The organism is Subtercola sp. Z020 (genome assembly GCF_002931235.1).
In the GTDB taxonomy this organism is placed as follows: domain Bacteria; phylum Actinomycetota; class Actinomycetes; order Actinomycetales; family Microbacteriaceae; genus Subtercola.
Genome location: NZ_PSTT01000009.1, coordinates 138,322 through 159,469 on the forward strand (window position 1 = coordinate 138,322; position 21,148 = coordinate 159,469).

Here is a 21,148-nt window from a genome sequence, read left to right on the forward strand (position 1 = left end):
GCCGGGTTCACTCGCCGTGGTGCGCGCCCTGCTCGACGATGCGGCCGGCCTCGAGGAACAGCGCGCGCATCCAGGTGTGCTCGGGGTCGCTGCTGTGGGCCGGATGCCACCACAGGGCGTTGACGAGGGGCGTCGCCTCGAACGGCAGTGCCACGGCGCGCACCCCGCCCGATCTCAGCACGAGCGGGGCCAGCGCGGACTGGATCAGCCCGATGCGGTTCGTGCCCGCAATGAAGTGGGGCATCGAGAGAAAGCTCTCGACGACCACGGCGATGGTCGGCTCCACCCCGAGCTGCTGTACCTGTCGGGCGGCGGAGGTGTAGGCGGAGCGCGACTGGAAGGTCATGACCCAGGGCGAGGAGTCCATGTCGGTCATGGTCAGCACGTCGCCGACCTGCTCGTTCGCGTCGGCGACGATCGCCGTCCAGCTGTCGTGCCAGAGATCGGCGAACGGCAGGTCGGTGAGGTGACCGTGCGGGATGACCATCCCGTCGACGGCCCGCAGCCGGTTCGAGGCGTCTTCGACGATCGTCGGGTTGTGCAGCATGAACCGGAACCGCACGCCGGGGGCGCGCTCGGCGGCCAGTTCGGAGACCACCTTGCCGATGGTGACGAAACCGTAGTCCGAACCGTAGATCGAGAACTCGCGCACCGACTCCGTCGGCGCCCACGTGGCCTGGCTCTCGAACACGCGCCGTGCCGACTCGAGGGTGGTCGACGTGTGTTCGATCAGCCGGAGGGCGAGCGGGGTCAGCTCGTATGCGTTGCCCCGCCGGGCGAGGATGGGGTCGTTGAAGTGCAGGCGCAGGCGGGAGAGCGACGCGCTGAGAGCGGGCTGGCTGAGGTGCAGGCGCTCGGCGGCCCGGGTGACGCTCCGCTCGGTGAGCAGCGCGTCGAGCGAGACCAGGAGGTTCAGGTCGAGGCGGGAGAGAGGGGAGGCATCAGGCACGTCGTCGTGGCCTTTCGGGCGGAGAAGGTGACAGCACTCTATCAATGCCGGTGATGTGTGACCGAGCTCACATCTGCCTCTCAGATGCACCGGCGGCCCGTGAGGGGTTATGTCGGCTATAGCGAAGACTTATGTGCAATTCCGACACATCCCTGTGATACTGAGGCGATAGCCCGGTTGTACCACGATCGTGCACCCGACAACGAAGTCAGAAAGGCTCCCTCATGACACAGCACCGTCGCTCTCATGCACAACGGATCGGCTTGTTCGCCGCCCCTCTCGCCATCGGCGCCCTTGTTCTCTCCGGCTGCTCAGGCAACTCCGGATCCAGCACCAGCGACTCCCAGTCGTTCTCCCTCTCCTACGCCGTCTCGACCGGGGTCGAAAGCCCCTTCGAGACACTCGCCAAGGCCTACATGGCCGCCACCCCCGGTGTGACCATCACCCTCAACGCCGTGCCGAACGACTCGTTCAGCCAGACCACGAGCACCCAGTTCCAGGCCGGCAACGGGTCGGATGTCATCGAGAGCCAGCCCGGCAGCGGCGCCGGCCAGGGCATCATCACCCTCGCGAAGGCCGGATTCCTCGAGCCGCTCGACGACAGCGCGACCGCCCTCATCCCGAGCGGCAACGAGAACCTGTTCCAGATCGACGGCAAGACCTACGGCCAGGCCCTCAGCATCTCGTTCGTCGGCAACATCCTGAACCAGACCGCTGCCACGGCAGCGGGAATCACCAGCTTCCCGACGGATTTCGACGGCGTTCTGGCCGACTGCAAGACCGTCGCAGCGAGCGGCGGCAAGTCGATGTTCGTGCTCGCCGGCGCGGCGGGCCCCAACACGGGCGCCCTCGCCTCGTCGATCGCCGCGACCCGGGTGTACGCCGAAGACCCGAAGTGGAACGATGAGCGCACCGCCGGCACGACGACCTTCGCCGGCACGCAGGGCTGGAAGGACAGCCTGCAGGCCATCGTCGACATGAAAGACGCCGGATGCTTCCAGGGCGGCGCTGAGGGCGCAGGCTTCGACGCGATCACGAACGGCATCACCACCGGAACCTCGCTGACCATGTTCGGTCCGAGCGGTGCGGCCGCCGACCTCGCTCGCGCGGCGGCAGGCAACACCTACGTGGTCGAGGCCTTCCCGCCGGCGACGTCGAGCGACAAGGCCTTCGGCCTGGCGAGCGCGAACTACTCGCTGTCGCTGAACGCGGCCTCGAAGAGCAAGGACGCCGCCAAGAAGTTCCTCGAGTGGATGGCGCAGCCTGCACAGTCCAAGCAGTTCGCCGACGCCCAGGGCTCCCTCCCGGTGACCGGTCTCGACGACCTCGATCTCACGGGAACCAACTACGAACCCGTGGCCGACATCTTCAAGAACGACGCCTACGTCGCCTTCCCGAACACGGGCTGGCCGAACTCGTCGGTCTACGACGCCCTCGGCACCGGCGTTCAGGGCCTGCTCACCGGCCAGACCACCGTCGACGGAGTGCTCGCGTCGATGGACACCGCCTGGGACCAGTAGGCGCGACCACGCCGCGCACGTTCGACCGACCGATGGGTAAGCAATGACTGCAACGATGCACTCAGACACCAAGACGACGAAGCCAGCGCGGGCGCACCGCGGTGCGCCGGGCCCGGAAGGACTGAGCCGGGCCCGGCGCGCTCGGGGGGTCGTGGGTTTCGGCCACTGGTGGTGGGCCCTCCCCGGAGTGCTCGTCGTTCTCGCCATCCACTACGTCGCCACCGGCGTCGGCGGCTTCTTCGCCTTCACCGACTGGACGGGCATCGGCTCGTTCCAGTTGGTGGGGCTGGAGAACTTCCAGAAGATCCTCGCCGACCCGACGAAGGTGCTGGCGCTCGGCAACACGCTGCTGCTGGCCTTCGGGTCGGTCGTGATCGTCAACATCATCGGGCTCGCCATCGCCCTGGCACTGAACCGCACGCTCAAGACCCGCTACGTGCTGCGGGTGCTGTTCTTCATGCCGGTGGTGCTCAGCCCACTCGCGGTCTCGTACATCTGGAAGTTCATCTTCGACTACAACGGGCCGATCAACGCCATTCTGAAGTCGGTCGGTCTCGAGTCGTGGCAGAAGACCTGGCTGGGCGACCCCTCGTTCGCGATCTGGGCGGTTCTGATCGTCATCGTCTGGCAGCAGACGGGTTTCGCGATGGTCATCTACCTGGCCGGGCTCGCGGGTGTGCCGGTGGAGGTCGAAGAGGCCGCCGCCATCGACGGCACCACTCTCTGGCAGCGGTTCCGGCACGTCACGCTGCCGGCCATCCGCCCGGCCGTCGCGATCAGCACCACGCTCGGCATCGTCAACGGCCTACGGGTGTTCGACCAGATCATGGCGCTCACCAACGGCGGGCCGGCCGGTGCCACGGAGACGCTGGCCACGCAGGTCTACAAGCAGGCGTTCTCGTTGGCCAACTTCGGCTACGGCGCCGCCCTCGCCCTCATCCTCTCGGCGATCATCCTCGTCTTCGCCGTCATCCAGCAGCGCGTCACGCGCGGAACGGAGAGCTGACATGTTCCGGTACACCTCGGGCAGCCTCCTGCGGGAGATCGGCGTCTGGATCCTGGCGATCGTCTTCCTGCTCCCCTTCTACTTTCTGATCACCATGGCGCTGAAGCCCGACGCCGAGGTCTACACCTCGTCGCCCCTCGCACTGCCGGCGAACCCCACCCTGAACAACTTCAGCTCGCTGCTCTCGGCGTCGGGCCAGTCGAACATTCTGCTCGGGCTCATGAACAGTGTGATCATCACCGCCGGCAGCATCGTCGGGCTCATCATCCTCGGTTCTCTCACCGGCTACGTGATCGCCCGCAGCACGAGGCGGTGGGGCAGGCTCGCCTACTACCTCTTTCTGATCGCGATCGTTCTGCCGGCCCAGCTGGGTGCCGTGCCGCTCTACATCGGGGCCCGCACCGTGGGCCTCACCGGCTCGGTCTGGGGCATGATCTTCCTCTACACCGGCATGCTGCTCCCGCTCGCGATCTTCCTCTATGCCGGGTTCCTCCGGGGCCTCGGCACGGAGTACGAGGAGGCCGCGGCCATCGACGGCGCCAGCCGCGGGCAGATCTTCTTCCGCGTCGTGTTCCCCCTGCTGGCCCCGGCCACCGGAACGGTCGCCATCCTCTGCGGCCTGATCGTCTGGAACGACTTCTTCACCGCGCTGATCTTCCTCGGCGGCTCGGCGAACCAGACGCTCCCGGTGTCGATGTACTACTTCATCGGGTCGCTGGTCTCGAAGTGGAACGTCATCTTCGCCATCGTGATCGTCTCGATGATCCCGATCCTCGCCTTCTACCTGTTCGCCCAGAAGCGCTTCATCCAGGGCTTCGCCGGCGGCCTCAAGGGCTGAGCGGGATGACCGGCAACCGCGAGGCGTTCGAGACCTTCTGCGACCTGTTCTACTCGCAGAAGCGTGTGCGGGAGGCGTTCGACTTCCTGGTCTCGCCCGACTACATCCAGCACAACCCCGGCCTGCCCGACGGGCCGGGACCGGCCATCGAGGGCCTCACGCCCAAGTTCGACGGATCGCCCGACTCCCGCTTCGACATCCAGCGCACCATCGTCGAGGGCGACCTCGCCATGGTGCACGTCAGGGCCTCCGGCCCGGGTCGCCCCGACACCGCCGTGGCCGACCTCTACCGCTTCGAAGACGGCCGCATCGTCGAGCACTGGGATGTTCTGCAGCAGGTGCCCGAGGCGTCTGTCAGCCGGCATCCGATGTTCTGACCACCGACTTTTGCTCTGCCTCACCAGCACCACCCATCACTAGGAGACACCCGTGTACCAACTCGCCCCGAACATCGAACTGCTCTTCACCGAAGTGCCCGAGTACCACGACCGTGTGCGGGCGGCTGCGGCTGCCGGGTTCACCGCGGTCGAGATGTGGGGCCCGACCGGCATCGATGCGCCCACGAAGCCGAAAGATGTGCCTGCGCTGAAGGCGGCGCTCGAGGAGACCGGCCTGCAGCTCACCGCTCAGCTCTCCGAGCCGCGCACGCAGTTCATGATCCCGCCGTTCGACGACAGCCCGTTCTTCGCCCATCTCGACGAGGGCGTCGCCATCGCCCAGCAGCTCGGCTGCCCGCGGCTCGTGGTGGGCAGTGGCACCGGCTTCGGTGGCAGCAAGCGTCAGGTGCAGCTCGACAAGCTGATCGACATCTACACCCGCGCCACCGCGCAGATCGAGGGTTCGGGCATCACGCTCGTGCTCGAAGCGGTGAATGTGCGGGTCGATCATCCCGGTTCCCTGCTCGACCGCACCGCCGAGTCGGCCTACGTCGCCCGGGGTGTCGACTCGCCCTTCTTCGGCATTCTGTACGATCTCTACCACTCGACCGTCGAAGGCGAAGACGTCGCCGCCGAACTCGCTGGGGCGGGTGACACCGTGAAGTACGTGCAGATCGCGGATGCGCCCGGCCGTGGCGAGCCGGGCTCCGGCGCGATTGACTGGCCCGCACGCCTCGGTGACCTGAGGGCGTCGGGGTATGACGGCCCCATCGGCCTCGAGTACTACCCCACCCAGGAGAGCGTCGCCTCGACGGCGTTCATCACCCGGGCGGTCGAGAACGCATGACCGGCCGCTTTCCCGGCCTCGTCGACGTCGCCATTGTCGGCAGCGGGCCGACGGGTGCCGCCTACGCCCGGATTCTCAGCGAGAGCGCACCGGGCGCGACCATCGCCATGTTCGAAGCCGGCCCCGTCGTCTCCGACCCGCCCGGCGCGCACGTGAAGAACATCGCAGACCTCGAACAGCGCGGCAGGGCGCAGCGTGCATCGCAGGGTCCGAGCTCATCGGCGGAGACGGTCACCTCTCCCGGCGCCGTGAAGGCGGGCCAGCGCAGCGGTCGACCCGGCACCCACCTGCTCGAACGCGGCTACCAGGCCGAGGGCGAAGACGGCCTGCCGGTCGCGGCGATGTCGACCAACGTCGGCGGCATGGCCTCGCACTGGACGGGTGCCTGCCCGCGGCCGCGCGGCTCCGAGCGCATCACCTTCCTGCCCGACCTCGACGACCTGTTCGACGAGGCGGAGCGGCTGCTGGGCGTCACCACCGATGCGTTCGACGGCTCGCCGTTCGCCGAGATCGTGCGCAGTCGGCTGGCCGCCGTCGTCGACGAGGGCCGCCAGCCGGAGGACCGGGTGCAGCGGATGCCGCTGGCCGTGCACCGCCGCGACGACGGCAACCTGGTGTGGTCGGGTTCCGACGTGGTGCTCGGCCGCGCCAGCACGGAGAACCCGCACTTCTCGCTCTTTCCCGAAGCTCTCGTGACGCGCATCCTGCTCGACGACGGCCGGGCAGCCGGTGTCTCCGTGCGCGACCTGCAGACGGGCGACACCGTCGACATCGCGGCACGGTTCGTCGTCGTCGCGGGGGACGCGATCCGCAGCCCGCAGCTGCTCTGGGCCTCCGGCATCCGGCCGGAGGCGCTCGGCCGCTGGCTGAACGACCAGGCCCAGATCGTCTTCGCGACGCGGCTGCGCGATGTGGCTGCTGCGGGGCAGGGGGTCGAGGCCGCGGGCAATTCGACGGGGCTCGGCGAGTACAGCGGCGTCACCTGGGTGCCCTTCACCGACGAGCAACCCTTCCACGGGCAGGTGATGCAGCTCGACGCATCTCCGGTGCCGCTGGCCGAAGACGATCCGGTCACTCCGGGTTCGATCGTCGGGCTCGGCTTGTTCTGCGCCAAAGACCTGCAGGCCAGCGACAGGGTCGAGTTCAGCGGCGACGACGTCGATGCCTACGGGATGCCCGTGCCGAGCATCCGGTACACCCTCACCGACAGGGACCGTGAGGTCTTCGCGCGCGCCGCCGAACGCATCCTCGTGCTCGGGCGGGCCGTGGGCGACCCTCTCGACGAGCGCTCGTTCCGCATGCCGCTGGGGTCGTCGCTGCACTATCAGGGCACCACGCGGATGGGCGTCGACGACGACGGTGAGAGCGTCTGCGACACGAACAGCGAGGTCTGGGGAGCGGCGGGGGTGCACGTCGCCGGCAACGGCGTGATCCCGACGTCGACGGCGTGCAACCCGACCCTCACCAGCGTCGCCCTGGCCGTGCGGGGAGCCCGGCACATCGCGGCCCAGCTGGCTGGATGACTTATGTCGGTTATCGACAGTAGTGTGTTAGAATTCAGAAGAAGACGCGGATCGGCCTCGGCCGCAGCGTCACGAACAAGGAGGTTCTCGTGATCCCGGATCGCATCATCGAACAGGGAACGCTGACTTCGAACGGATCGCGAAGCTCCGTCGAGGTGCGCATCCCGTGGTACCGGGCGCTGCCCGGCTCGTGCATCGCCGGGGCGACGCTCTCGATCGACGGCATTCCGGCCGATCCCGGGTCGGTGCGCTGGGGGATGAACGGCAAGGAGTTCACCTTCGACGAACTGCGCGACAACACCGACGAATGGTGGTTCCCGCTCGACTCCGCGGTTCTCTCGGGCGACGTTCCGGCCGCCGCTGACGGCAGCGAGCACACGGTCGACGTCGACCTCACGCTCTACATCCCCTACATCGTCATCTCCGAGAACGAAGTGCTGCACATCGAAGAGCACGACACCAAGACCATGAAGGCAGTGAACGCATGACCGAGACGCTCGGCACCCCGATCCAGGGTGTCACCCTCTACAGCTTCACCCGGGCCTCGCACCAGCGCGAATACGATCTCGAGGCGCTCATCCGCAAGGTCGCGGCCGACGGCTATGGGCCGGGCCTGGAGATCATCGGGTTCTCCAGCTTCCGTGGCTTTCCTGCCATCGACGACTCGTTCGCCGGCTGGTTCAAAGATCTGGTCGCCGAGGTTGGGCTCACCCAGACCTCGCTGGCGGTGAACGCCGACATCGGCATCCACCGCGACCGGCTGCTCGACCAGGACGAGCTGATCGAGTACATGCGACTGCAGATCGAGGCCGCGGCGAAGCTCGGCTTCCCTATCGCCCGCGTACAGATCTCGCTGACGCCCGACTCGATGGAACAGCTCGCGCCGATCGCCGAGAAGAACGACGTGACGCTGGCCCTCGAGGTGCACGCCGACCAGTACGCCTCACACCCCCGCATTCTCGCGCTGCGCGATCGCTATGAGAAGGTCGGTTCGCCCCGCCTCGCGTTCACGGCCGACTGGGGCGCGACCGTCACGGGCTTCGCGCCCTCGCTTCTCGAGGCGTACCGCCGCCGCGGGGCATCCGAAGACCTGCTCGCGCAGGTGGTCGACCTCTGGAACGGCTACTACGCAGAAGGCCCGCCGGCGAACCAGCAGGTGCACGGCCAGCGCTTCGGCTCGTTCATCGGCCTCGCGGCCCGGAATGGTCGACCCGAGCTCGGCATCGACTTCGCGATCAACGGCACCGGCCTGTTCGGCCCGGCGCGCGTGGAGGACTGGCTCGAGATCATGCCGTGGGTGCGTCACGTGCACGGCAAGTTCTTCGGCATCGACGAGAACCACGAAGAGCCGTCTGTGCCCGTGCGCGACCTGGTGAAGCTGCTGGTCGAGAACGGGTACTCGGGTGCCATCTCGAGCGAGTACGAGGGCTGGCACTGGAACCACTGGCAGAGCCCGTTCGACATCATCCGTGACGAGCAGGCTGTGCAGCGCTCGGCGGCCTCGAATGCGGGCAGCCGGATGATCACCGACAACGCCGAGGCGAAACGCGTGCTCGCCGCGCACCTGGCCGCACCCGTTCCCCACCTGAACTGAGAGACCCAGACCATGACAGACGACAACGGCATCGCCGGAACCGGCATCAAGCTCGGAATCACCCTCTACTCCCTCACCTCGGAATTCGCGGCCGGGTTGTACACACCCGAGACGCTCATAAAAGCGGCGGCCGACGAGGGTCTCGGCCCGGGCGTCGAGTTCAACATCGCCCAGATGCTGCGTACCTACCCCGACGTCGACGACGAGTTCATCCACCTCTGGCGCGACAGCATGGACCGCTACGGCCTGGAACCCAGCGCCATCGGCACCAACCTCGACATGGGTCGACGCAAAGAGCGCGACATGACGCCCGACGAGGAGCACGACTTTCTCGCCCGGCAGCTGAAGACCGCCCACCAGCTCGGTTTCAAGAAGGTCGTCATCCGCTCGCACGGCAAGGAGCTGCTGCGGAGCCTTCTTCCGCTGGCCGAGAAGTACGACCAGAAGCTCGGCTACGAGATCCACGCGCCGTCGGGCCCGAACGACCCCCAGGTGCTGCAGATGCGGGAGATGTACGACGAGCTGCAGAGCGACCGGCTCGGCTTCACCGCCGACTTCTCGTCGACCATGCACAGCCTCTCGCCGACCCTGCTGCGCACGCTGTCGCAGATGGGGATGCCCGAGAAATACTTCCCGGTGATGGACGAGATCTGGCACGAGCCCACGCCGATGTACGTGCGCAACCAGAAGTTCGAGGACTTCCTCGCGTCGGAGAACTTCGACGGCGCGCGTCTCGGCCCGTTCACCCGGCTCGCGTTCAACATGCATGGGCTGGTACCGCCGGAGGAGTGGCTCGACATCATGCCGCAAATCTTCCACGTGCACGCCAAGTTCTACGACATCGACGCCGAGGGCAACGAGCCCGCCATGGACATCCCCCGCATCGTCGAGCAGTTCGTGAAGGGCGGTTACCAGGGCTACCTCTCGAGCGAGTGGGAGGGCCATGCCTTCTCCGACCTCGGCGAGAGCGACCCGATCGACCTCGTGAAGAAACAGCACGCGCTGATGCGGCGCACCATCGAAGCGACCGCCTCGTCAACCCTTCAGAAAGCCGAGTGAGAACACCATGGCCACCCACAACTCCCTCTTCTCCGAAGCCGACGTGCACCGTCACCCCGAGGGCATCGCGGTCTCGATCCAGCTGCCCTGGTACCGGAGCCTCTGGCTCTCGTGCGTCGACGACGTCGCCGCGACCGTCGACGGCAGGGAGATTCCGCGGGAATCGCTGCGGTTCGAACTGCAGGGCACCTCGTACACGATCGACTCGCTGCCCGACCAGTGGGAGACCCTCTGGTTCGTCGCCGACAAACCGCAGGTGATCATCCCGCTCGACACGGTGCCAGAGGCGGGTGCGGGCATCGACGTCGACCTCGTGCTCACCCTGCGCCTGCTCTACATGCAGATCGCGCCCATGCGCTACGTCGGCAACCGGGTCGAGGTCGAGCGCCAGGTGGTGCTGGCGTGACCCTGCGGGTGGCCATGATCGGCTACGGGTTCATGGGGGCGGCGCACTCCGTCGGCTGGCGCCAGGCGCCGGCCGCCTTCGATCTGCCCTCCGACGTCGACATGGCGGTGATCGTCGGTCGCAACGAGGCCGCGGTGGCCGCTGCGGCGTCGAAGTGGGGCTGGGCGGAGTCGGCCACCGACTGGCGCGCGGTCATCGCCCGTGACGACATCGACATCGTCGACATCGTGACCCCCGGCGACTCGCACGCCGAGATCGCGATCGCGGCTCTCGAAGCCGGCAAGCACGTGCTGTGCGAGAAGCCGCTCGCCAACACCGTCGACGAGGCTGAGGCGATGGATGCCGCAGCCCGCCGGGCCGCGAACCGGGGTGTGCGTTCGATGGTCGGTTTCACCTACCGCCGTGTTCCCGCAGTCACGCTGCTGCGCGATCTCGTCGCCGAGGGTGCTGTCGGTGAGGTACGGCAGGTGCGCGCCGCGTACCGGCAGGACTGGCTCGTCGACGAGAACGAGCCGCTCGCCTGGCGGCTGCAGAAGGAGCACGCCGGTTCGGGCGCCCTCGGCGACATCGGCGCGCACATCATCGACATGACCCAGTTCGTCACCGGCCTGGCCGTCGAGACGGTCTCGGGCGTCGTCGACACGATCGTGAAGCAGCGACCTCTGCTCGACGCCGGTGCCGCTTCGTCGGGGCTCTCCGGCCATGCCGGGTCGGGCGTCGGCGAAGTGACGGTCGACGACGTGGCGATCTTCACGGGCCGGCTCTCCGGCGGCGCGCTCGTGGCCTTCGAGGCGACGCGCTTCGCGACAGGGCGCAAGAACCAGCTCACCATCGAGGTCTCGGGGGACCGCGGGGCGCTCGCCTTCGACCTCGAAGACCTCAACAGCCTGCAGTTCTACGATCGGACGGCTGCGGATGATCGGCAGGGCTTCACGCGCATCCTGGTCACCGAGCCTGTGCACCCGTATGTCTCGGGGTGGTGGCCCGCGGGTCACCTCCTCGGCTACGAGCACGGCTTCTCGCACCAGGCGAAGGACTTCGTCGAGGCCATCGCCCACGGCGTCGACCCCACCCCGAGCTTCGCCGACGGACTGCACGTGCAGCGCGTGCTCGAGGCTGTCGAACGAAGTTCTGAGCACGAATCGGCGTGGGTGGCCGTGGCTGCCCACGAACCCGCCCTTCTGACGTAGGAGAATCGCATCATGGCACGACCTGTCACCCTGTTCACCGGCCAGTGGGCCGACCTGCCCTTCGAAGAAGTGGCCCGGCTCGCGGGCGAGTGGGGCTACGACGGCCTCGAGATCGCCTGCTGGGGCGACCACCTCGACCCCTGGCGGTGGGATGACGCCGCCTACGTGCAGGGCAAGCTCGACGTGCTCGCCCGGAACAATCTGCAGGTGTTCACCATCTCGAACCACCTCAAGGGCCAGGTCGTCTGCGACGACCCCATCGACCAGCGCCACCGCGACATCGTGTCGGACCGGGTCTGGGGCGACGGCGACCCGGAGGGTGTGCGCCAGCGCGCGGCAGAGGAGCTGAAGAACACGGCCCGCCTCGCCGCGGCCCTCGGCGTGAAGACGGTCACCGGCTTCACCGGCTCGTCGATCTGGAAGTACGTCGCCATGTTCCCGCCCGTCACCGAAGCGATGGTCGACGCCGGCTACCAGGACTTCGCCGACCGCTGGAACCCGATCCTCGACGTGTTCGACGAGGTCGGCGTTCGGTTCGCGCACGAGGTGCACCCCTCGGAGATCGCCTACGACTACTGGACCACCGTGCGCACCCTCGAAGCGATCGGCCACCGCGAGGCGTTCGGCCTCAACTGGGACCCGTCGCACATGGTCTGGCAGGACATCGACCCCGTCGGCTTCCTGTGGGACTTCAAGGACCGCATCTACCACGTGCACTGCAAAGACACGAAGAAGCGGCTGGACAACGGCCGGAACGGCCGGCTCTCCTCCCACCTCGCGTGGGCCGACCCGCGCCGCGGCTGGGACTTCATCTCGACCGGGCACGGTGACGTGCCGTGGGAGAGCGCCTTCCGCATGCTGAACGCGATCGGCTACACCGGCCCGCTCTCGGTCGAGTGGGAGGACGCGGGCATGGACCGCCTCGTCGGGGCGCCCGAGGCGCTCGGCTTCGTGCGCCGCCTCTCCTCCTACGAGCCCTCGGCCGCGGCCTTCGACGCCGCCTTCTCCACGAAGTAGCCGCCGCGCCCCGCCCGCCCCTGCGTCGTGAGGCGACGCGGGGCGGGCGGGGCGGTCGCGGTTCGGGGCGGTCAGGCGAGGGCGGCGCGGGCGAGAGCGAGGTGGGTGCGGGTGAGGGTGGTCGCATCCGCGTCGTCGAGCCACTCGTGGCCGCCCCATTCGCTGGTCAGGGTGCCGGCGAAGGGTCGTGGTGCGTCCAGCAGCAGGCCGGCGAGGTCGGCGAGGGGCGCCGAGACGCGGCCGTCGGCGTCGTCGAGGTCCCAGAACTTCAGGTGCACGGCACCGACGAGGGGCAGGATTCTGCGGAGGTCACCGGCTGACGACCGGCCGAATCGGATCAGCAGGTTCATGTAGAGGGTGTGGATGGATGCCGGAACCCCGCCCGATCGCAGCAATCCCAGTACCGCATCCCCGGTCGCCGGGTCTCGCCACTCCGATTCGAGGCGTCGCAGCAGGTCGGCCGGCAGGCCGGCGGCCGACCTGCGGTCGAGGTACGAGACGGGCAGGGCGGGCATCAGCAGGCTGATGTCGACCAGCACTCGGACGCGGTCGTCGTCGAGCGCGGCGATCGTCTCGAGGGCCGCGGCGACGGGCGGCGACGCGGGTGACTGCTGGCCCTGGATCTCCTCGTAGAGCACCAGGTCGTACCGTTCGAGTTCGGGCAGCAGATCATCCAGCAGCAGGCGCCCCGCCTGGCCGATCGGCAGGCGCACGCCGCGCGCACCGACCCGGTTCGCCGCCCGCAGCTGCGGTGCGAGAAAGGCGAGCCGCTCGTCGTGGTTCCGCGGCCGGAGGGTGCCGGTGAAGTCGTCGAGGCTGAGCCCGACGGTGCTCACCGACCCGCCCCGTGCAGCCAGGCCCTCACGCAGCGCGTCGACCTCACGGTCGGCCGGTTCGGGGAACGAGCGCCAGACCGAGCCGGCTTCGAGCTCGACGCTGTCGGTGACACCCTCGGCGACGACGTCCACGACGATGTCGACCGCCTCCCGCTCGGCTGCGATGATGTCGGGAGTCCAGTTGAAGGTGCTGGCGCCGAAGATGCGGCGCCCCCGCTCAGGCGACATCGCGGGACACCGTGTGAAGGCCTGTGGGGGAGTCGGGCGTGAGACGCCCGGCCAGCCGGAACGGCAGGGTGAGGGGCGCATCCGGAGCACCCTGCAGGTACGGCACCATGAGGGTGAACCGCACGTCGACGGCACGCTCACCCGGGTCGAGTTCTCCGGCTCCCGTCATGACGAGGCGGTCCTGGATGAACCACCACCCCGGCTCGTCGACGAGGTCTTCCGGGTGCACCCGGCGCCCGCCGACCACGATGTCGACGGGCGCGAGAGTGTCGTCGATGCTCACCGTCAGAGCGGCGAGGCTCGACAGCGGCATCGAGCGGATCCAGGGCAACCCCAGCCGCAGGTCGAATCCGTCGGGCGTCGAGGTCAGGGCATCGTCACGAAGCGCTGTGAGCGTCATTGGTCTCCTTCGCAGTTTTGCCTGATTCAGGTTTGCTTCTGTATTAATGATACATAAGCCTCTACGCTAACGGCGAGTAGCACCAGAAGAGACGTCGAGGAGAAACACCATGAGTACTGTCTTGAACGTTCTGATCCTGTCGGGTCACATGACGATCGAGCACGACAATGAACACCGGAGCTTTCGCGCACACAACCAGTGGCTGACCGCCCTGCTGGAGAACACGGGCCGATTCACCGTGAGGGTCATCGAAGACCCTCGCGGTCTGGGGCCGGAGACCATCGACAAGTACGACGCTGTCATCGTGGTCTTCGAGGGCCGTGACGGTTACCACGACAAGGCTGTCGGTTTCGGCGCCGAGACGGATGCGGCCCTGCTGCGTTTCGTGCACGAACTCGGTCGGGGGATCATCTGGTTCCACGGCTCGGCGACGCAGGAGGACGACTGGGGGTACCCCGAGGAGTACAACGTCATGCGCGGCGCGAAGCTCAGCGTGCCCACGGGCCTCCGGCCGCGGCCCTGGGGCGAGGCTCTGCTGACGACGACGCAGCCGCGTCATGCGATCACCGAGGGTGTCGGGGAGAAGTGGACCGTCACCGGCGACGACATTCTCACCGGGGTCGAGCTGTACGACGGCGCGCAAGTGCTGGTGAGCGTCTTCGACGACCTCGAATCGTACGAGAACGCTCCTCGGTGGCCGATGTCGCACTACCCGGTGATGATCCCGGAGGAAGGCTTGTCGGCTCTGCCCGGGGTGAACACCGACCAGCCGATCGCCTGGATCAACGAATACGGTGCCGGCCGGAGCTTCACGATCACCATCGGCCACGACATCGACACCTTCCGGCGTATCGAGTTCATCACCCTCTTCCCCCGCGGCGTCGAGTGGGCGGCGACCGGCGCGGTCACCCTGCAGGGCCCGGATCGCCGGGGCGATCGCCGATTCCTGCCCTGGCCGTACTACAACCACGAAGGCTGACGGCCGGGGCGCCGGCGGGTCAGGCCGCTACGCGCACGCCTTCGATGGTGGGTCGCCCCTCGGCGAACCAGCGGGGGAACGTGGCGTCGAAGAGCTGCTCGATGGCCAGCTCGGCACCGCCGCGCAGCGGCTCCTTCTCGTCGCCGACAGAGCGCACGAGGCTGAGGTCGCGGGTGGCGAGCGGCAGCGACAGCTCGTAGACCCGGCGGCGCACCTCGGCCAGGAAGATCTCGCCCGCGGCGGAGACCGAGCCGCCGATCACGATGACGTTCGGGTTGAACATGTTCACGAGCGCGGCGATCGATTCGCCGACGAGCGCCGCGGAGTGGTGCACGAGGGAGATGGCGAGCGCGTCTCCGTCTTGCGCGGCGACAGCGATGGCCTCGGGCGTGATCGCGTCGCCGGCGGTGAGCTGGGCGGCGAGCATCCCACCCGCGCCGTTCTCGATGTCGCGAACGGCGCGGCGCACCAGCGCCCAGCCGCCCGCCTCTGCCTCGAGGCAGCCGACCTTGCCGCACCGGCACGGTTCGTTCGAGTCGCGCACGCGCACGTGACCGATGTCGCCCGCTGCACCGTTCGCCCCGCGATGCAGCCGCCCGCGGGAGAGCAGACCGGCCCCGATGCCGCTGCCGACTTTGCAGTAGATGAGGTCGATGGGTTCGTCGCGCCGGCGTCGTCGTTCGGCCAGCGTCAGCAGGTTGACGTCGTTGTCGACCCACACCGGTGCGTCGAACCGCTGCTCGAAGCGCCGGCGGATGTCGAACCCGTTCCAGCCCGGCATGATGGGCGGAGCCACGGGCGACCCGCTCTCGAAGTCGACGGGGCCGGGAACGCCGACCGAGACAGCCCAGATGGGGCGGTCGGGTTCGTCGGCCAGCAACTCGTCGATCATCGTGAGGGCCGTGTCGAGGGTGGCCGCCGGCCCGCGGGCGATGTCCCACTCGCGGTGGGTCTGCGACGTCACGGTTCCATCGAGGCCGGCGACGCCGACCCGGATGTGCAGGGCGCCGAGTGCGCAGATGATGATGTGCGCCTGGTCGGAGCGGAAGCGGAGGGTGCGCGGCGCCCGGCCGCCGGAGGACTGGCCGAAATCGCCGTCTTCGAGGAACCCCGCGTCGATCGCGGCATCCACCCGCTGGGTCACGACGCCGCGACCGAGCCCGGTGAGGCGGCCGATGTCGGGGCGCGTGACGGCCTCCTCGGTGCGGACCAGGTTGATGATGCGCAACAAGCTGGTGATCTCGTCGGTCTGTGCGCCGAAGCGCAGGGAGGATTCACGGGCCATGATCGATTTTGACACAGGCTGTGCCCCGAAGAGTCGCCAACCCGCCCGCTATGGACGCAGACGGCAGAACTTAGGCATAATTGCGACAAAAGAGAGCGGGTCGTGTCATGGTCTACGGAGTCGGGGTGATCGGTGCCGGTGCCGGCGTCGCAGCACTCCATCTGCCGACCCTCGGCCTGCTCGATGACATCTTCGGCGTGGTCCACATCACCGACTCCGGCAGCGGGCGCGCAGAGGCGCTCGCCTCGCCCCTCGGTGCGCGCTGGTCGACAGGGGAGGAACACCTCGTCGCCGACCCCGACGTCGACGTCGTGCTGATCTGCAGTCCGCCCGGGGAACACGCGCGCCAGATCCTGGCTGCCGTCGCCGCAGGAAAACGCGCCGTCTTCTGTGAGAAGCCGCTGGCTCTCACGGCCGACGAGGTCGATCGCGTCATCGAGGCCGCTCGAACGAGCGGGACAGTGCTGATGGTCGGCACCAATCATCTCTTCGACTTCGCCTGGGGCCGCGCCAAGCATCACCTGCTCGCAGCGCGGTCGCCGGTGCGGACGGTCTCCGTTGCGCTCTCCCTGCCGCCGAACACCCGGTACCACGAAGCGGTCGCCGAGCTCGATGGGGCGCCGGCAGCGCCGCGCCCCCGGCCCGATATGAGTGATCCGGATGTCGTCGCCGGCATGGTCTGGCAGCTCGTCTCGGGCCTCGCCGTGCACGACCTGCCTGCGCTCCGCGACCTTGCGCCGGTCTTCGAGCATGTCGTCTTCGCCCGGGCCGCCGCGCCCGTCGGCTATCTGCTCGCCTACCGGGCGAGCGGCGTGCTCATTCAGCTGGCTGCGGTGATGCACCCGGAGGGAGCCGATGCGCTCTGGCGTATGACGATCGCGACCGAGCACGACCGTATCGAGGTCGCCTTTCCGCCGGCGTTCGTGCACGCCGGCAGCGCGACGGTGAGCGTGCGGGGCATCGACGGCCGGCGCACGACCTACTCGCGGGCGTCCGACGACGGCTACCTCTCGGAGTGGCGGGCCTTCGCCGGACTGCTGTCGGGCTCGGAGCCGGTCGAATACGACGAGCTGCGAGCCGACGCCCTCTACGGCATCGCCGTGGCCGACGCGGCCGCGGAGCGAGTGAAGCACGAGGCGACCCGGTGACGGTGCGGGTCTTCGCCGACCATGCCGCGTACCGTCAGGCACTCGGCGGTTTCGCGCGGAGTGCGACGGCGGTGCTGACCGCGCACGACTCCGTCGCCGCCCTGTCGGGCGAGGGGGAGTGGCCGACGCGCGTCGAGGAGGCCGCCCGCGCAGGTGCCGTCGTCGCCGTGGTCGACGACCCGGCCGCCGTGTCGCAGGAGGCGCTCGACGGGCTGGGCGCGCTGGCAATGCCGATCGTTCTTCAGCGCCCTCGGCTGCGACACGACCTCGCCGGTGCCGCGACCTCGGCCCGGGGCGGCAGCACGGTGCGCGCGGTCGTCGTGGAGTGCGCAGGCGGCGAGCACGAGCGGGCCGGGCTGCTCGCCGACGCCGTCGGCTGGGCCAGGGAGTTCGCGGGCGGCGAGCTGATGCTGCGTTCTGCCGAGGGCACGGCCGGTGGGCTGGTCTGCCTGCTCGAAGGCCCGGGCGGGCTGCCGGTCACCGTCATGTTCACCGGGCTCGATGCCCCGCGGGCGGGTGGCCTGGTCCGCGTCAGTGTGCTGGGCGAGACGCGCAGCGAGGTGAGTGTCGATCCGGTCGCCGGAGTGGCCGACCTCGACACCGTCACGGCAGCGGGAACGCTGCGGGCAGCGCCGCGCCACGAGTCGTCGCATCGAGGTGCACTCGGTCGCGGCATCCGTGCCGCCCGGGCCGGTGACAGCGGGCACGATCGGCCCGAGGGCCAGCCCCTCGACCGCCCGCACGACCTCGACAACCTGCGGCACGACAGCGCCCTGGCAGCGGAGATCCTCGACGTGGCGCATCGACCGCGCTGATTCGGATCATCGGCGATATGTGGTTCCCTGATACCCCGCCGCCTGACGAGACTTGTTCTACTGGCTGCCCCGGGCTCCGTGCCCCCTGAAAGGATCAACGATGATCAAGCTTCTCTCCCACCTCTCGTACGTGGCGATCACGTCACCCGACGTCGAGGCGTCGGTCGACTTCTACGTCAATAAGGTCGGACTCACCGTGGTCGACCGCGTCGAGGGCGCCGTGTACCTGCGCTGCTGGGGTGACTACTACGCGTACAGCGTCGTCGTCGTGCCGGGCGACGAACCCTCGCTCGAGACGATGGCCTGGCGCACGTCGAGCGCCGAAGCCCTCGACGAGGCTGCGCAGCGCATCGAGGAGGCCGGCGTGACCGGCGAGTGGGTCGAGGTGCCGCAGATCGGCCGCGCCTACCGCTTCACCGGCCCCTTCGGCCACAGCATGACCCTGCACTGGGATGTCACCCGCCACCAGGAGACCGAGGGCGAGGCTGCGTCGATCTACCCCGACCGCCCGTCGCGCCGCAGCACCGTCGCCGGCGCCCCGCGCCAGCTCGACCATGTGACCGTCGCCGCGAGCGACGTCGACGGTTTCGCGAAGTGGTACAACGACGTGCTGGGCTTTCGCATCATGGCCCGCACTGTGCTCGACGAGGCGCCCATCTCGGTGTTCTCGGTGCTCACCACGAACGAGAAGAGCCATGACCTCGGCGTCGTGCTCGACGGTTCGAGCCGCGCCGGTCGCGTCAACCACTACGCGTTCTGGTCCGACACCCGCGAAGAAGTGCTGATCGCCGCCGACGTGCTGATGGAGCAGGGCTACCCGATCGAGTACGGCCCCTCGATCCACGGCATCGGCGAGCAGGTCTTCCTCTACTACCGCGAGCCCTCGGGGCTCCGCATCGAGCTCAACACCGGTGGCTACCGCAACTACGTACCCGACTGGGAGCCGAACACCTGGAAGCCGTCGCTCGGCTCGAACAACTTCTACCGCAACGGCGCGATGCCGATGTCGATGACCGAGTCGTTCCCGCCCGCCGACGGCCCGAGCGCCACCGAAGAGGGTGTGCCCGACGAGATCAAGCACGCCCTGCTGAACCCGTACGCCGAGCAGGGTCGGGGCTGACCGTGGCGCACACCGACGGGTTCACCGCCCCCTTCGCGCTGGCGCGCTACCGCGACGGCGACGAGGTGCGGCTCGGGCTGGTGGCGGGCGACCGCCTCCGGCCGCTCGGCCCCGACGACCTCGGCGCACCCGACCTCAACGCGTTCCTGGCCGGCGCCGACTGGGCGCGGCTCGAACGGCTGGCTGCAGACACGGCAGGTTCGGCAGACGGCGCCGGCGAATGGATGCCGTTGGCCGACGTCGTGCTCACCGCCCCCGTCGAACCGCGCCAGGTTCTGCAAGCCGGCGCGAACTACCGCCAGCACGTCATCGAACTCGTCGCGGCCGGCCTGACGCAGGACGGATCGCGCACCCCCGACGAGGCCCGCGCCTTCGCGGCGGAGATGATGGACAAGCGGGCCGCCCACGGCGACCCCTACTTCTTCATCGGCCTGCCCGCCTGCGTCGTGGGCGACGACGTCGACCTGGTGCTGCCGTCGTACAGCACCGTGCACGACTGGGAGCTCGAGCTCGCCATCGTGATCGGTGCCCCCGCGTTCCGCGTCAGCCGCGACGACGCGCTGAAGCACGTGGCCGGGTACACGATCGTCAACGACATCACGACGCGCGACCTCGTCTTTCGCAAAGACATGAAGGAGATCGGCACCGACTGGTACCGCGCCAAGAACGCGCCCGGCTTTCTGCCGACCGGCCCGTTCCTGGTTCCGGCGCAGTTCGTCGATGTCGACACGGCGACGGTGGAGCTGAAGCTGAACGGTGAGACGAAGCAGAACGGCTCGACGAGCGACCTGCTCTTCGGCATCGCGGCCCTCATCTCGGGTGCGTCGGAGACGATGCCGCTGCTGCCCGGCGACCTGCTGCTCACCGGCAGCCCCGCCGGCAACGGCCAGCACTGGAAGAGATTCCTTCAAGACGGCGACGTGATGACCGGTTCGATCACCGGCCTCGGAACGCAGAACGTGCGTTCTGTCGCAGAACCGGTCGCATCGTGACCGCTCCTGCCGAGCATCCGGAAGCCCTCGACCGGAGCGACCCCGAGGCCGAGATCGCGGCGCGCGCCGAGGCCTACCGCAACTGGGGCCGCTGGGGCGACGACGACGTGCTCGGCACACTCAACTTCGTCACGGAGGCGAAGCGCCGGCAGGCTGCTGCGCTGGTGACCGACGGCACGGTCGTCTCGCTCACCCAGTCGTTCGACATGAACGGTCCGCAGAAGGGCTGGCGCCGGCGCACCAACCCGGTGCACACGATGCTCGACACGGGAACGGATGCCGAACGCGGCAACCAGGGGTTTCCGCACGGTATCGGGGGCGCCGACGACATCGTCGCGATGCCGCTGCAGTGCTCCACCCAGTGGGACGGACTCGGCCACATCTTCGACCACGGCTTCGCGTGGAACGGGCGGCGCGCCGGCGACGTGGTGACCAGCGACGGCGACCTGGTGACGGGTATCGAGCACGCGAAGGCCGCCGGCGTCTCGCGCGGCGTGCTGCTCGACCTCGGCCGGCACCTGTTCCCCGAGACCGGCGAACTGCCCGACGGCTACGCGATCACCGCCGCCGACCTCGACGCCTGCATCGCCGCCCAGGGCGAGACGAGCGCGGTCGGCACGGGCGACATGGTCGTCGTGCGCACCGGGCAACTCACCCGGGCGAAGCGCGACGGCTGGGGCGACTACGCCGGCGGGCCCGCGCCCGGGCTCTCGCTGACGACGGCCGGCTGGATCCACCGCACAGAGGTCGCGGCGATCGCGACCGATACCTGGGGGTTCGAGGTGCGCCCGAACGAGTTCGATGTGGCGGCCTTCCAGCCGCTGCACCAGGTGGCGATCCCGAACATCGGGCTCACCATCGGCGAGCTGTGGGACCTGGATGCGCTGGCCGAGTCGTGCCTCGCCCGTCACAGCTACGAGTTCCTGCTCGTCGCCTCGCCACTGGCCATCACCGGGGCGGTCGGTTCGCCGATCAACCCCGTCGCGATCTTCTGAGACACCGCAGCACCTGAACACCGC

General features: G+C 68.6%; 22 protein-coding genes. 18 read left to right on the forward strand and 4 right to left on the reverse strand.

Annotated elements, in window-relative coordinates:
- Nucleotides 1-7 precede the first annotated feature (7 nt).
- Nucleotides 8-949, reverse strand: a complete 942-nt coding sequence (locus C5B96_RS01535) for a LysR family transcriptional regulator (protein WP_104242234.1) — start codon at nt 947-949, stop codon at nt 8-10.
- A 224-nt stretch (nt 950-1,173) separates the two neighbouring features.
- Here C5B96_RS01535 and C5B96_RS01540 point away from each other — a divergent pair, with 224 nt between their 5' ends.
- The 12 genes from C5B96_RS01540 (at nt 1,174) to C5B96_RS01595 (ending at nt 12,326) form a co-directional block, all read left to right on the forward strand.
- The gene (locus C5B96_RS01540; RefSeq protein ID WP_104242236.1) at nt 1,174-2,469 is read left to right on the forward strand and encodes an ABC transporter substrate-binding protein; all 1,296 of its coding nucleotides are present in this window, start codon (nt 1,174-1,176) and stop codon (nt 2,467-2,469) included.
- A gap of 151 nt (nt 2,470-2,620) precedes the next feature.
- On the forward strand, nt 2,621-3,475 hold the full coding sequence (locus C5B96_RS01545) for a carbohydrate ABC transporter permease (RefSeq protein ID WP_233188928.1): 855 nt from the start codon (nt 2,621-2,623) through the stop codon (nt 3,473-3,475).
- 1 nt (nt 3,476) lies between these two features.
- Nucleotides 3,477-4,313 (forward strand): carbohydrate ABC transporter permease, encoded by an 837-nt coding sequence (locus tag C5B96_RS01550; protein WP_104242240.1) that lies wholly within the window; start codon nt 3,477-3,479, stop codon nt 4,311-4,313.
- A gap of 5 nt (nt 4,314-4,318) precedes the next feature.
- Nucleotides 4,319-4,690 (forward strand): nuclear transport factor 2 family protein, encoded by a 372-nt coding sequence (locus C5B96_RS01555; protein ID WP_104242242.1) that lies wholly within the window; start codon nt 4,319-4,321, stop codon nt 4,688-4,690.
- A 52-nt stretch (nt 4,691-4,742) separates the two neighbouring features.
- Nucleotides 4,743-5,537, forward strand: a complete 795-nt coding sequence (locus C5B96_RS01560; protein ID WP_104242244.1) for a TIM barrel protein — start codon at nt 4,743-4,745, stop codon at nt 5,535-5,537.
- Nucleotides 5,534-7,060: a GMC oxidoreductase gene (locus C5B96_RS01565; RefSeq protein ID WP_104242246.1), complete on the forward strand. Its 1,527-nt coding sequence runs from the start codon at nt 5,534-5,536 to the stop codon at nt 7,058-7,060. The genes C5B96_RS01560 and C5B96_RS01565 overlap by 4 nt, the downstream gene beginning before the upstream one ends.
- Nucleotides 7,061-7,149: 89 nt before the next feature.
- Nucleotides 7,150-7,548 carry a DUF6379 domain-containing protein gene (locus C5B96_RS01570; RefSeq protein ID WP_104242248.1) on the forward strand — a complete coding sequence of 133 codons (399 nt, stop codon included), beginning with the start codon at nt 7,150-7,152 and terminating at the stop codon, nt 7,546-7,548.
- The gene (locus C5B96_RS01575) at nt 7,545-8,654 is read left to right on the forward strand and encodes a sugar phosphate isomerase/epimerase (protein WP_104242250.1); all 1,110 of its coding nucleotides are present in this window, start codon (nt 7,545-7,547) and stop codon (nt 8,652-8,654) included. The genes C5B96_RS01570 and C5B96_RS01575 overlap by 4 nt, the downstream gene beginning before the upstream one ends.
- Nucleotides 8,655-8,666: 12 nt before the next feature.
- Nucleotides 8,667-9,713, forward strand: a complete 1,047-nt coding sequence (locus tag C5B96_RS01580; RefSeq protein WP_104242252.1) for a sugar phosphate isomerase/epimerase — start codon at nt 8,667-8,669, stop codon at nt 9,711-9,713.
- Nucleotides 9,714-9,720: 7 nt separating this feature from the next.
- The gene (locus C5B96_RS01585) at nt 9,721-10,119 is read left to right on the forward strand and encodes a DUF6379 domain-containing protein (protein ID WP_104242254.1); all 399 of its coding nucleotides are present in this window, start codon (nt 9,721-9,723) and stop codon (nt 10,117-10,119) included.
- Between the two features lie 14 nt (nt 10,120-10,133).
- Nucleotides 10,134-11,309: a Gfo/Idh/MocA family protein gene (locus tag C5B96_RS01590; RefSeq protein ID WP_104242341.1), complete on the forward strand. Its 1,176-nt coding sequence runs from the start codon at nt 10,134-10,136 to the stop codon at nt 11,307-11,309.
- Nucleotides 11,310-11,321: 12 nt separating this feature from the next.
- Complete coding sequence (locus C5B96_RS01595) at nt 11,322-12,326, forward strand: sugar phosphate isomerase/epimerase (protein WP_104242256.1); 1,005 nt, start codon at nt 11,322-11,324, stop codon at nt 12,324-12,326.
- A 71-nt stretch (nt 12,327-12,397) separates the two neighbouring features.
- Here the strand turns inward: C5B96_RS01595 and C5B96_RS01600 are convergent, their stop codons facing one another.
- Nucleotides 12,398-13,390, reverse strand: coding sequence for a restriction endonuclease subunit R (locus C5B96_RS01600; protein ID WP_104242258.1), 993 nt, complete (start codon nt 13,388-13,390; stop codon nt 12,398-12,400).
- On the reverse strand, nt 13,380-13,790 hold the full coding sequence (locus C5B96_RS01605) for a hypothetical protein (RefSeq protein WP_104242260.1): 411 nt from the start codon (nt 13,788-13,790) through the stop codon (nt 13,380-13,382). Before C5B96_RS01605 ends, C5B96_RS01600 begins: the two co-directional genes overlap by 11 nt.
- 109 nt (nt 13,791-13,899) lie before the next feature.
- On the opposite strand from C5B96_RS01605, the gene C5B96_RS01610 reads away from it, so the two are divergent.
- A complete protein-coding gene (locus C5B96_RS01610) occupies nt 13,900-14,769 on the forward strand; it encodes a ThuA domain-containing protein (protein ID WP_104242262.1) in 870 nt (289 codons plus the stop codon).
- A 19-nt stretch (nt 14,770-14,788) separates the two neighbouring features.
- On the opposite strand, the gene C5B96_RS01615 is transcribed toward C5B96_RS01610, so the two are convergent.
- Nucleotides 14,789-16,054 carry an ROK family protein gene (locus C5B96_RS01615; RefSeq protein ID WP_104242264.1) on the reverse strand — a complete coding sequence of 422 codons (1,266 nt, stop codon included), beginning with the start codon at nt 16,052-16,054 and terminating at the stop codon, nt 14,789-14,791.
- 107 nt (nt 16,055-16,161) lie between these two features.
- Between C5B96_RS01615 and C5B96_RS01620 the strand changes: the two genes are divergently transcribed.
- From C5B96_RS01620 to C5B96_RS01640, 5 genes are all read left to right on the forward strand, one after another.
- On the forward strand, nt 16,162-17,202 hold the full coding sequence (locus C5B96_RS01620) for a Gfo/Idh/MocA family protein (protein WP_104242266.1): 1,041 nt from the start codon (nt 16,162-16,164) through the stop codon (nt 17,200-17,202).
- On the forward strand, nt 17,199-18,017 hold the full coding sequence (locus C5B96_RS01625) for a hypothetical protein (RefSeq protein WP_104242268.1): 819 nt from the start codon (nt 17,199-17,201) through the stop codon (nt 18,015-18,017). The genes C5B96_RS01620 and C5B96_RS01625 overlap by 4 nt, the downstream gene beginning before the upstream one ends.
- Before the next feature lie 100 nt (nt 18,018-18,117).
- Nucleotides 18,118-19,137, forward strand: coding sequence for a VOC family protein (locus C5B96_RS01630; RefSeq protein ID WP_104242270.1), 1,020 nt, complete (start codon nt 18,118-18,120; stop codon nt 19,135-19,137).
- A gap of 2 nt (nt 19,138-19,139) precedes the next feature.
- On the forward strand, nt 19,140-20,129 hold the full coding sequence (locus tag C5B96_RS01635) for a fumarylacetoacetate hydrolase family protein (RefSeq protein ID WP_233188929.1): 990 nt from the start codon (nt 19,140-19,142) through the stop codon (nt 20,127-20,129).
- Nucleotides 20,126-21,124 carry a cyclase family protein gene (locus tag C5B96_RS01640; protein WP_104242274.1) on the forward strand — a complete coding sequence of 333 codons (999 nt, stop codon included), beginning with the start codon at nt 20,126-20,128 and terminating at the stop codon, nt 21,122-21,124. The genes C5B96_RS01635 and C5B96_RS01640 overlap by 4 nt, the downstream gene beginning before the upstream one ends.
- Nucleotides 21,125-21,148 lie beyond the last annotated feature (24 nt).

What these genes read in the sequence shown, in the direction of transcription:
- C5B96_RS01585 (WP_104242254.1), top strand. Translation starts at nt 9,721, where the DNA reads ATGGCCACCCACAACTCCCTCTTCTCCGAAGCCGACGTGCACCGTCAC.
- C5B96_RS01555 (WP_104242242.1), top strand. Translation starts at nt 4,319, where the DNA reads ATGACCGGCAACCGCGAGGCGTTCGAGACCTTCTGCGACCTGTTCTAC.
- C5B96_RS01595 (WP_104242256.1), top strand. Translation starts at nt 11,322, where the DNA reads ATGGCACGACCTGTCACCCTGTTCACCGGCCAGTGGGCCGACCTGCCC.
- C5B96_RS01540 (WP_104242236.1), top strand. Translation starts at nt 1,174, where the DNA reads ATGACACAGCACCGTCGCTCTCATGCACAACGGATCGGCTTGTTCGCC.
- C5B96_RS01605 (WP_104242260.1), bottom strand. Translation starts at nt 13,790, where the DNA reads ATGACGCTCACAGCGCTTCGTGACGATGCCCTGACCTCGACGCCCGAC.
- C5B96_RS01600 (WP_104242258.1), bottom strand. Translation starts at nt 13,390, where the DNA reads ATGTCGCCTGAGCGGGGGCGCCGCATCTTCGGCGCCAGCACCTTCAAC.
- C5B96_RS01580 (WP_104242252.1), top strand. Translation starts at nt 8,667, where the DNA reads ATGACAGACGACAACGGCATCGCCGGAACCGGCATCAAGCTCGGAATC.
- C5B96_RS01610 (WP_104242262.1), top strand. Translation starts at nt 13,900, where the DNA reads ATGAGTACTGTCTTGAACGTTCTGATCCTGTCGGGTCACATGACGATC.
- C5B96_RS01620 (WP_104242266.1), top strand. Translation starts at nt 16,162, where the DNA reads ATGGTCTACGGAGTCGGGGTGATCGGTGCCGGTGCCGGCGTCGCAGCA.
- C5B96_RS01565 (WP_104242246.1), top strand. Translation starts at nt 5,534, where the DNA reads ATGACCGGCCGCTTTCCCGGCCTCGTCGACGTCGCCATTGTCGGCAGC.
- C5B96_RS01575 (WP_104242250.1), top strand. Translation starts at nt 7,545, where the DNA reads ATGACCGAGACGCTCGGCACCCCGATCCAGGGTGTCACCCTCTACAGC.
- C5B96_RS01590 (WP_104242341.1), top strand. Translation starts at nt 10,134, where the DNA reads ATGATCGGCTACGGGTTCATGGGGGCGGCGCACTCCGTCGGCTGGCGC.
- C5B96_RS01550 (WP_104242240.1), top strand. Translation starts at nt 3,477, where the DNA reads ATGTTCCGGTACACCTCGGGCAGCCTCCTGCGGGAGATCGGCGTCTGG.
- C5B96_RS01630 (WP_104242270.1), top strand. Translation starts at nt 18,118, where the DNA reads ATGATCAAGCTTCTCTCCCACCTCTCGTACGTGGCGATCACGTCACCC.
- C5B96_RS01615 (WP_104242264.1), bottom strand. Translation starts at nt 16,054, where the DNA reads ATGGCCCGTGAATCCTCCCTGCGCTTCGGCGCACAGACCGACGAGATC.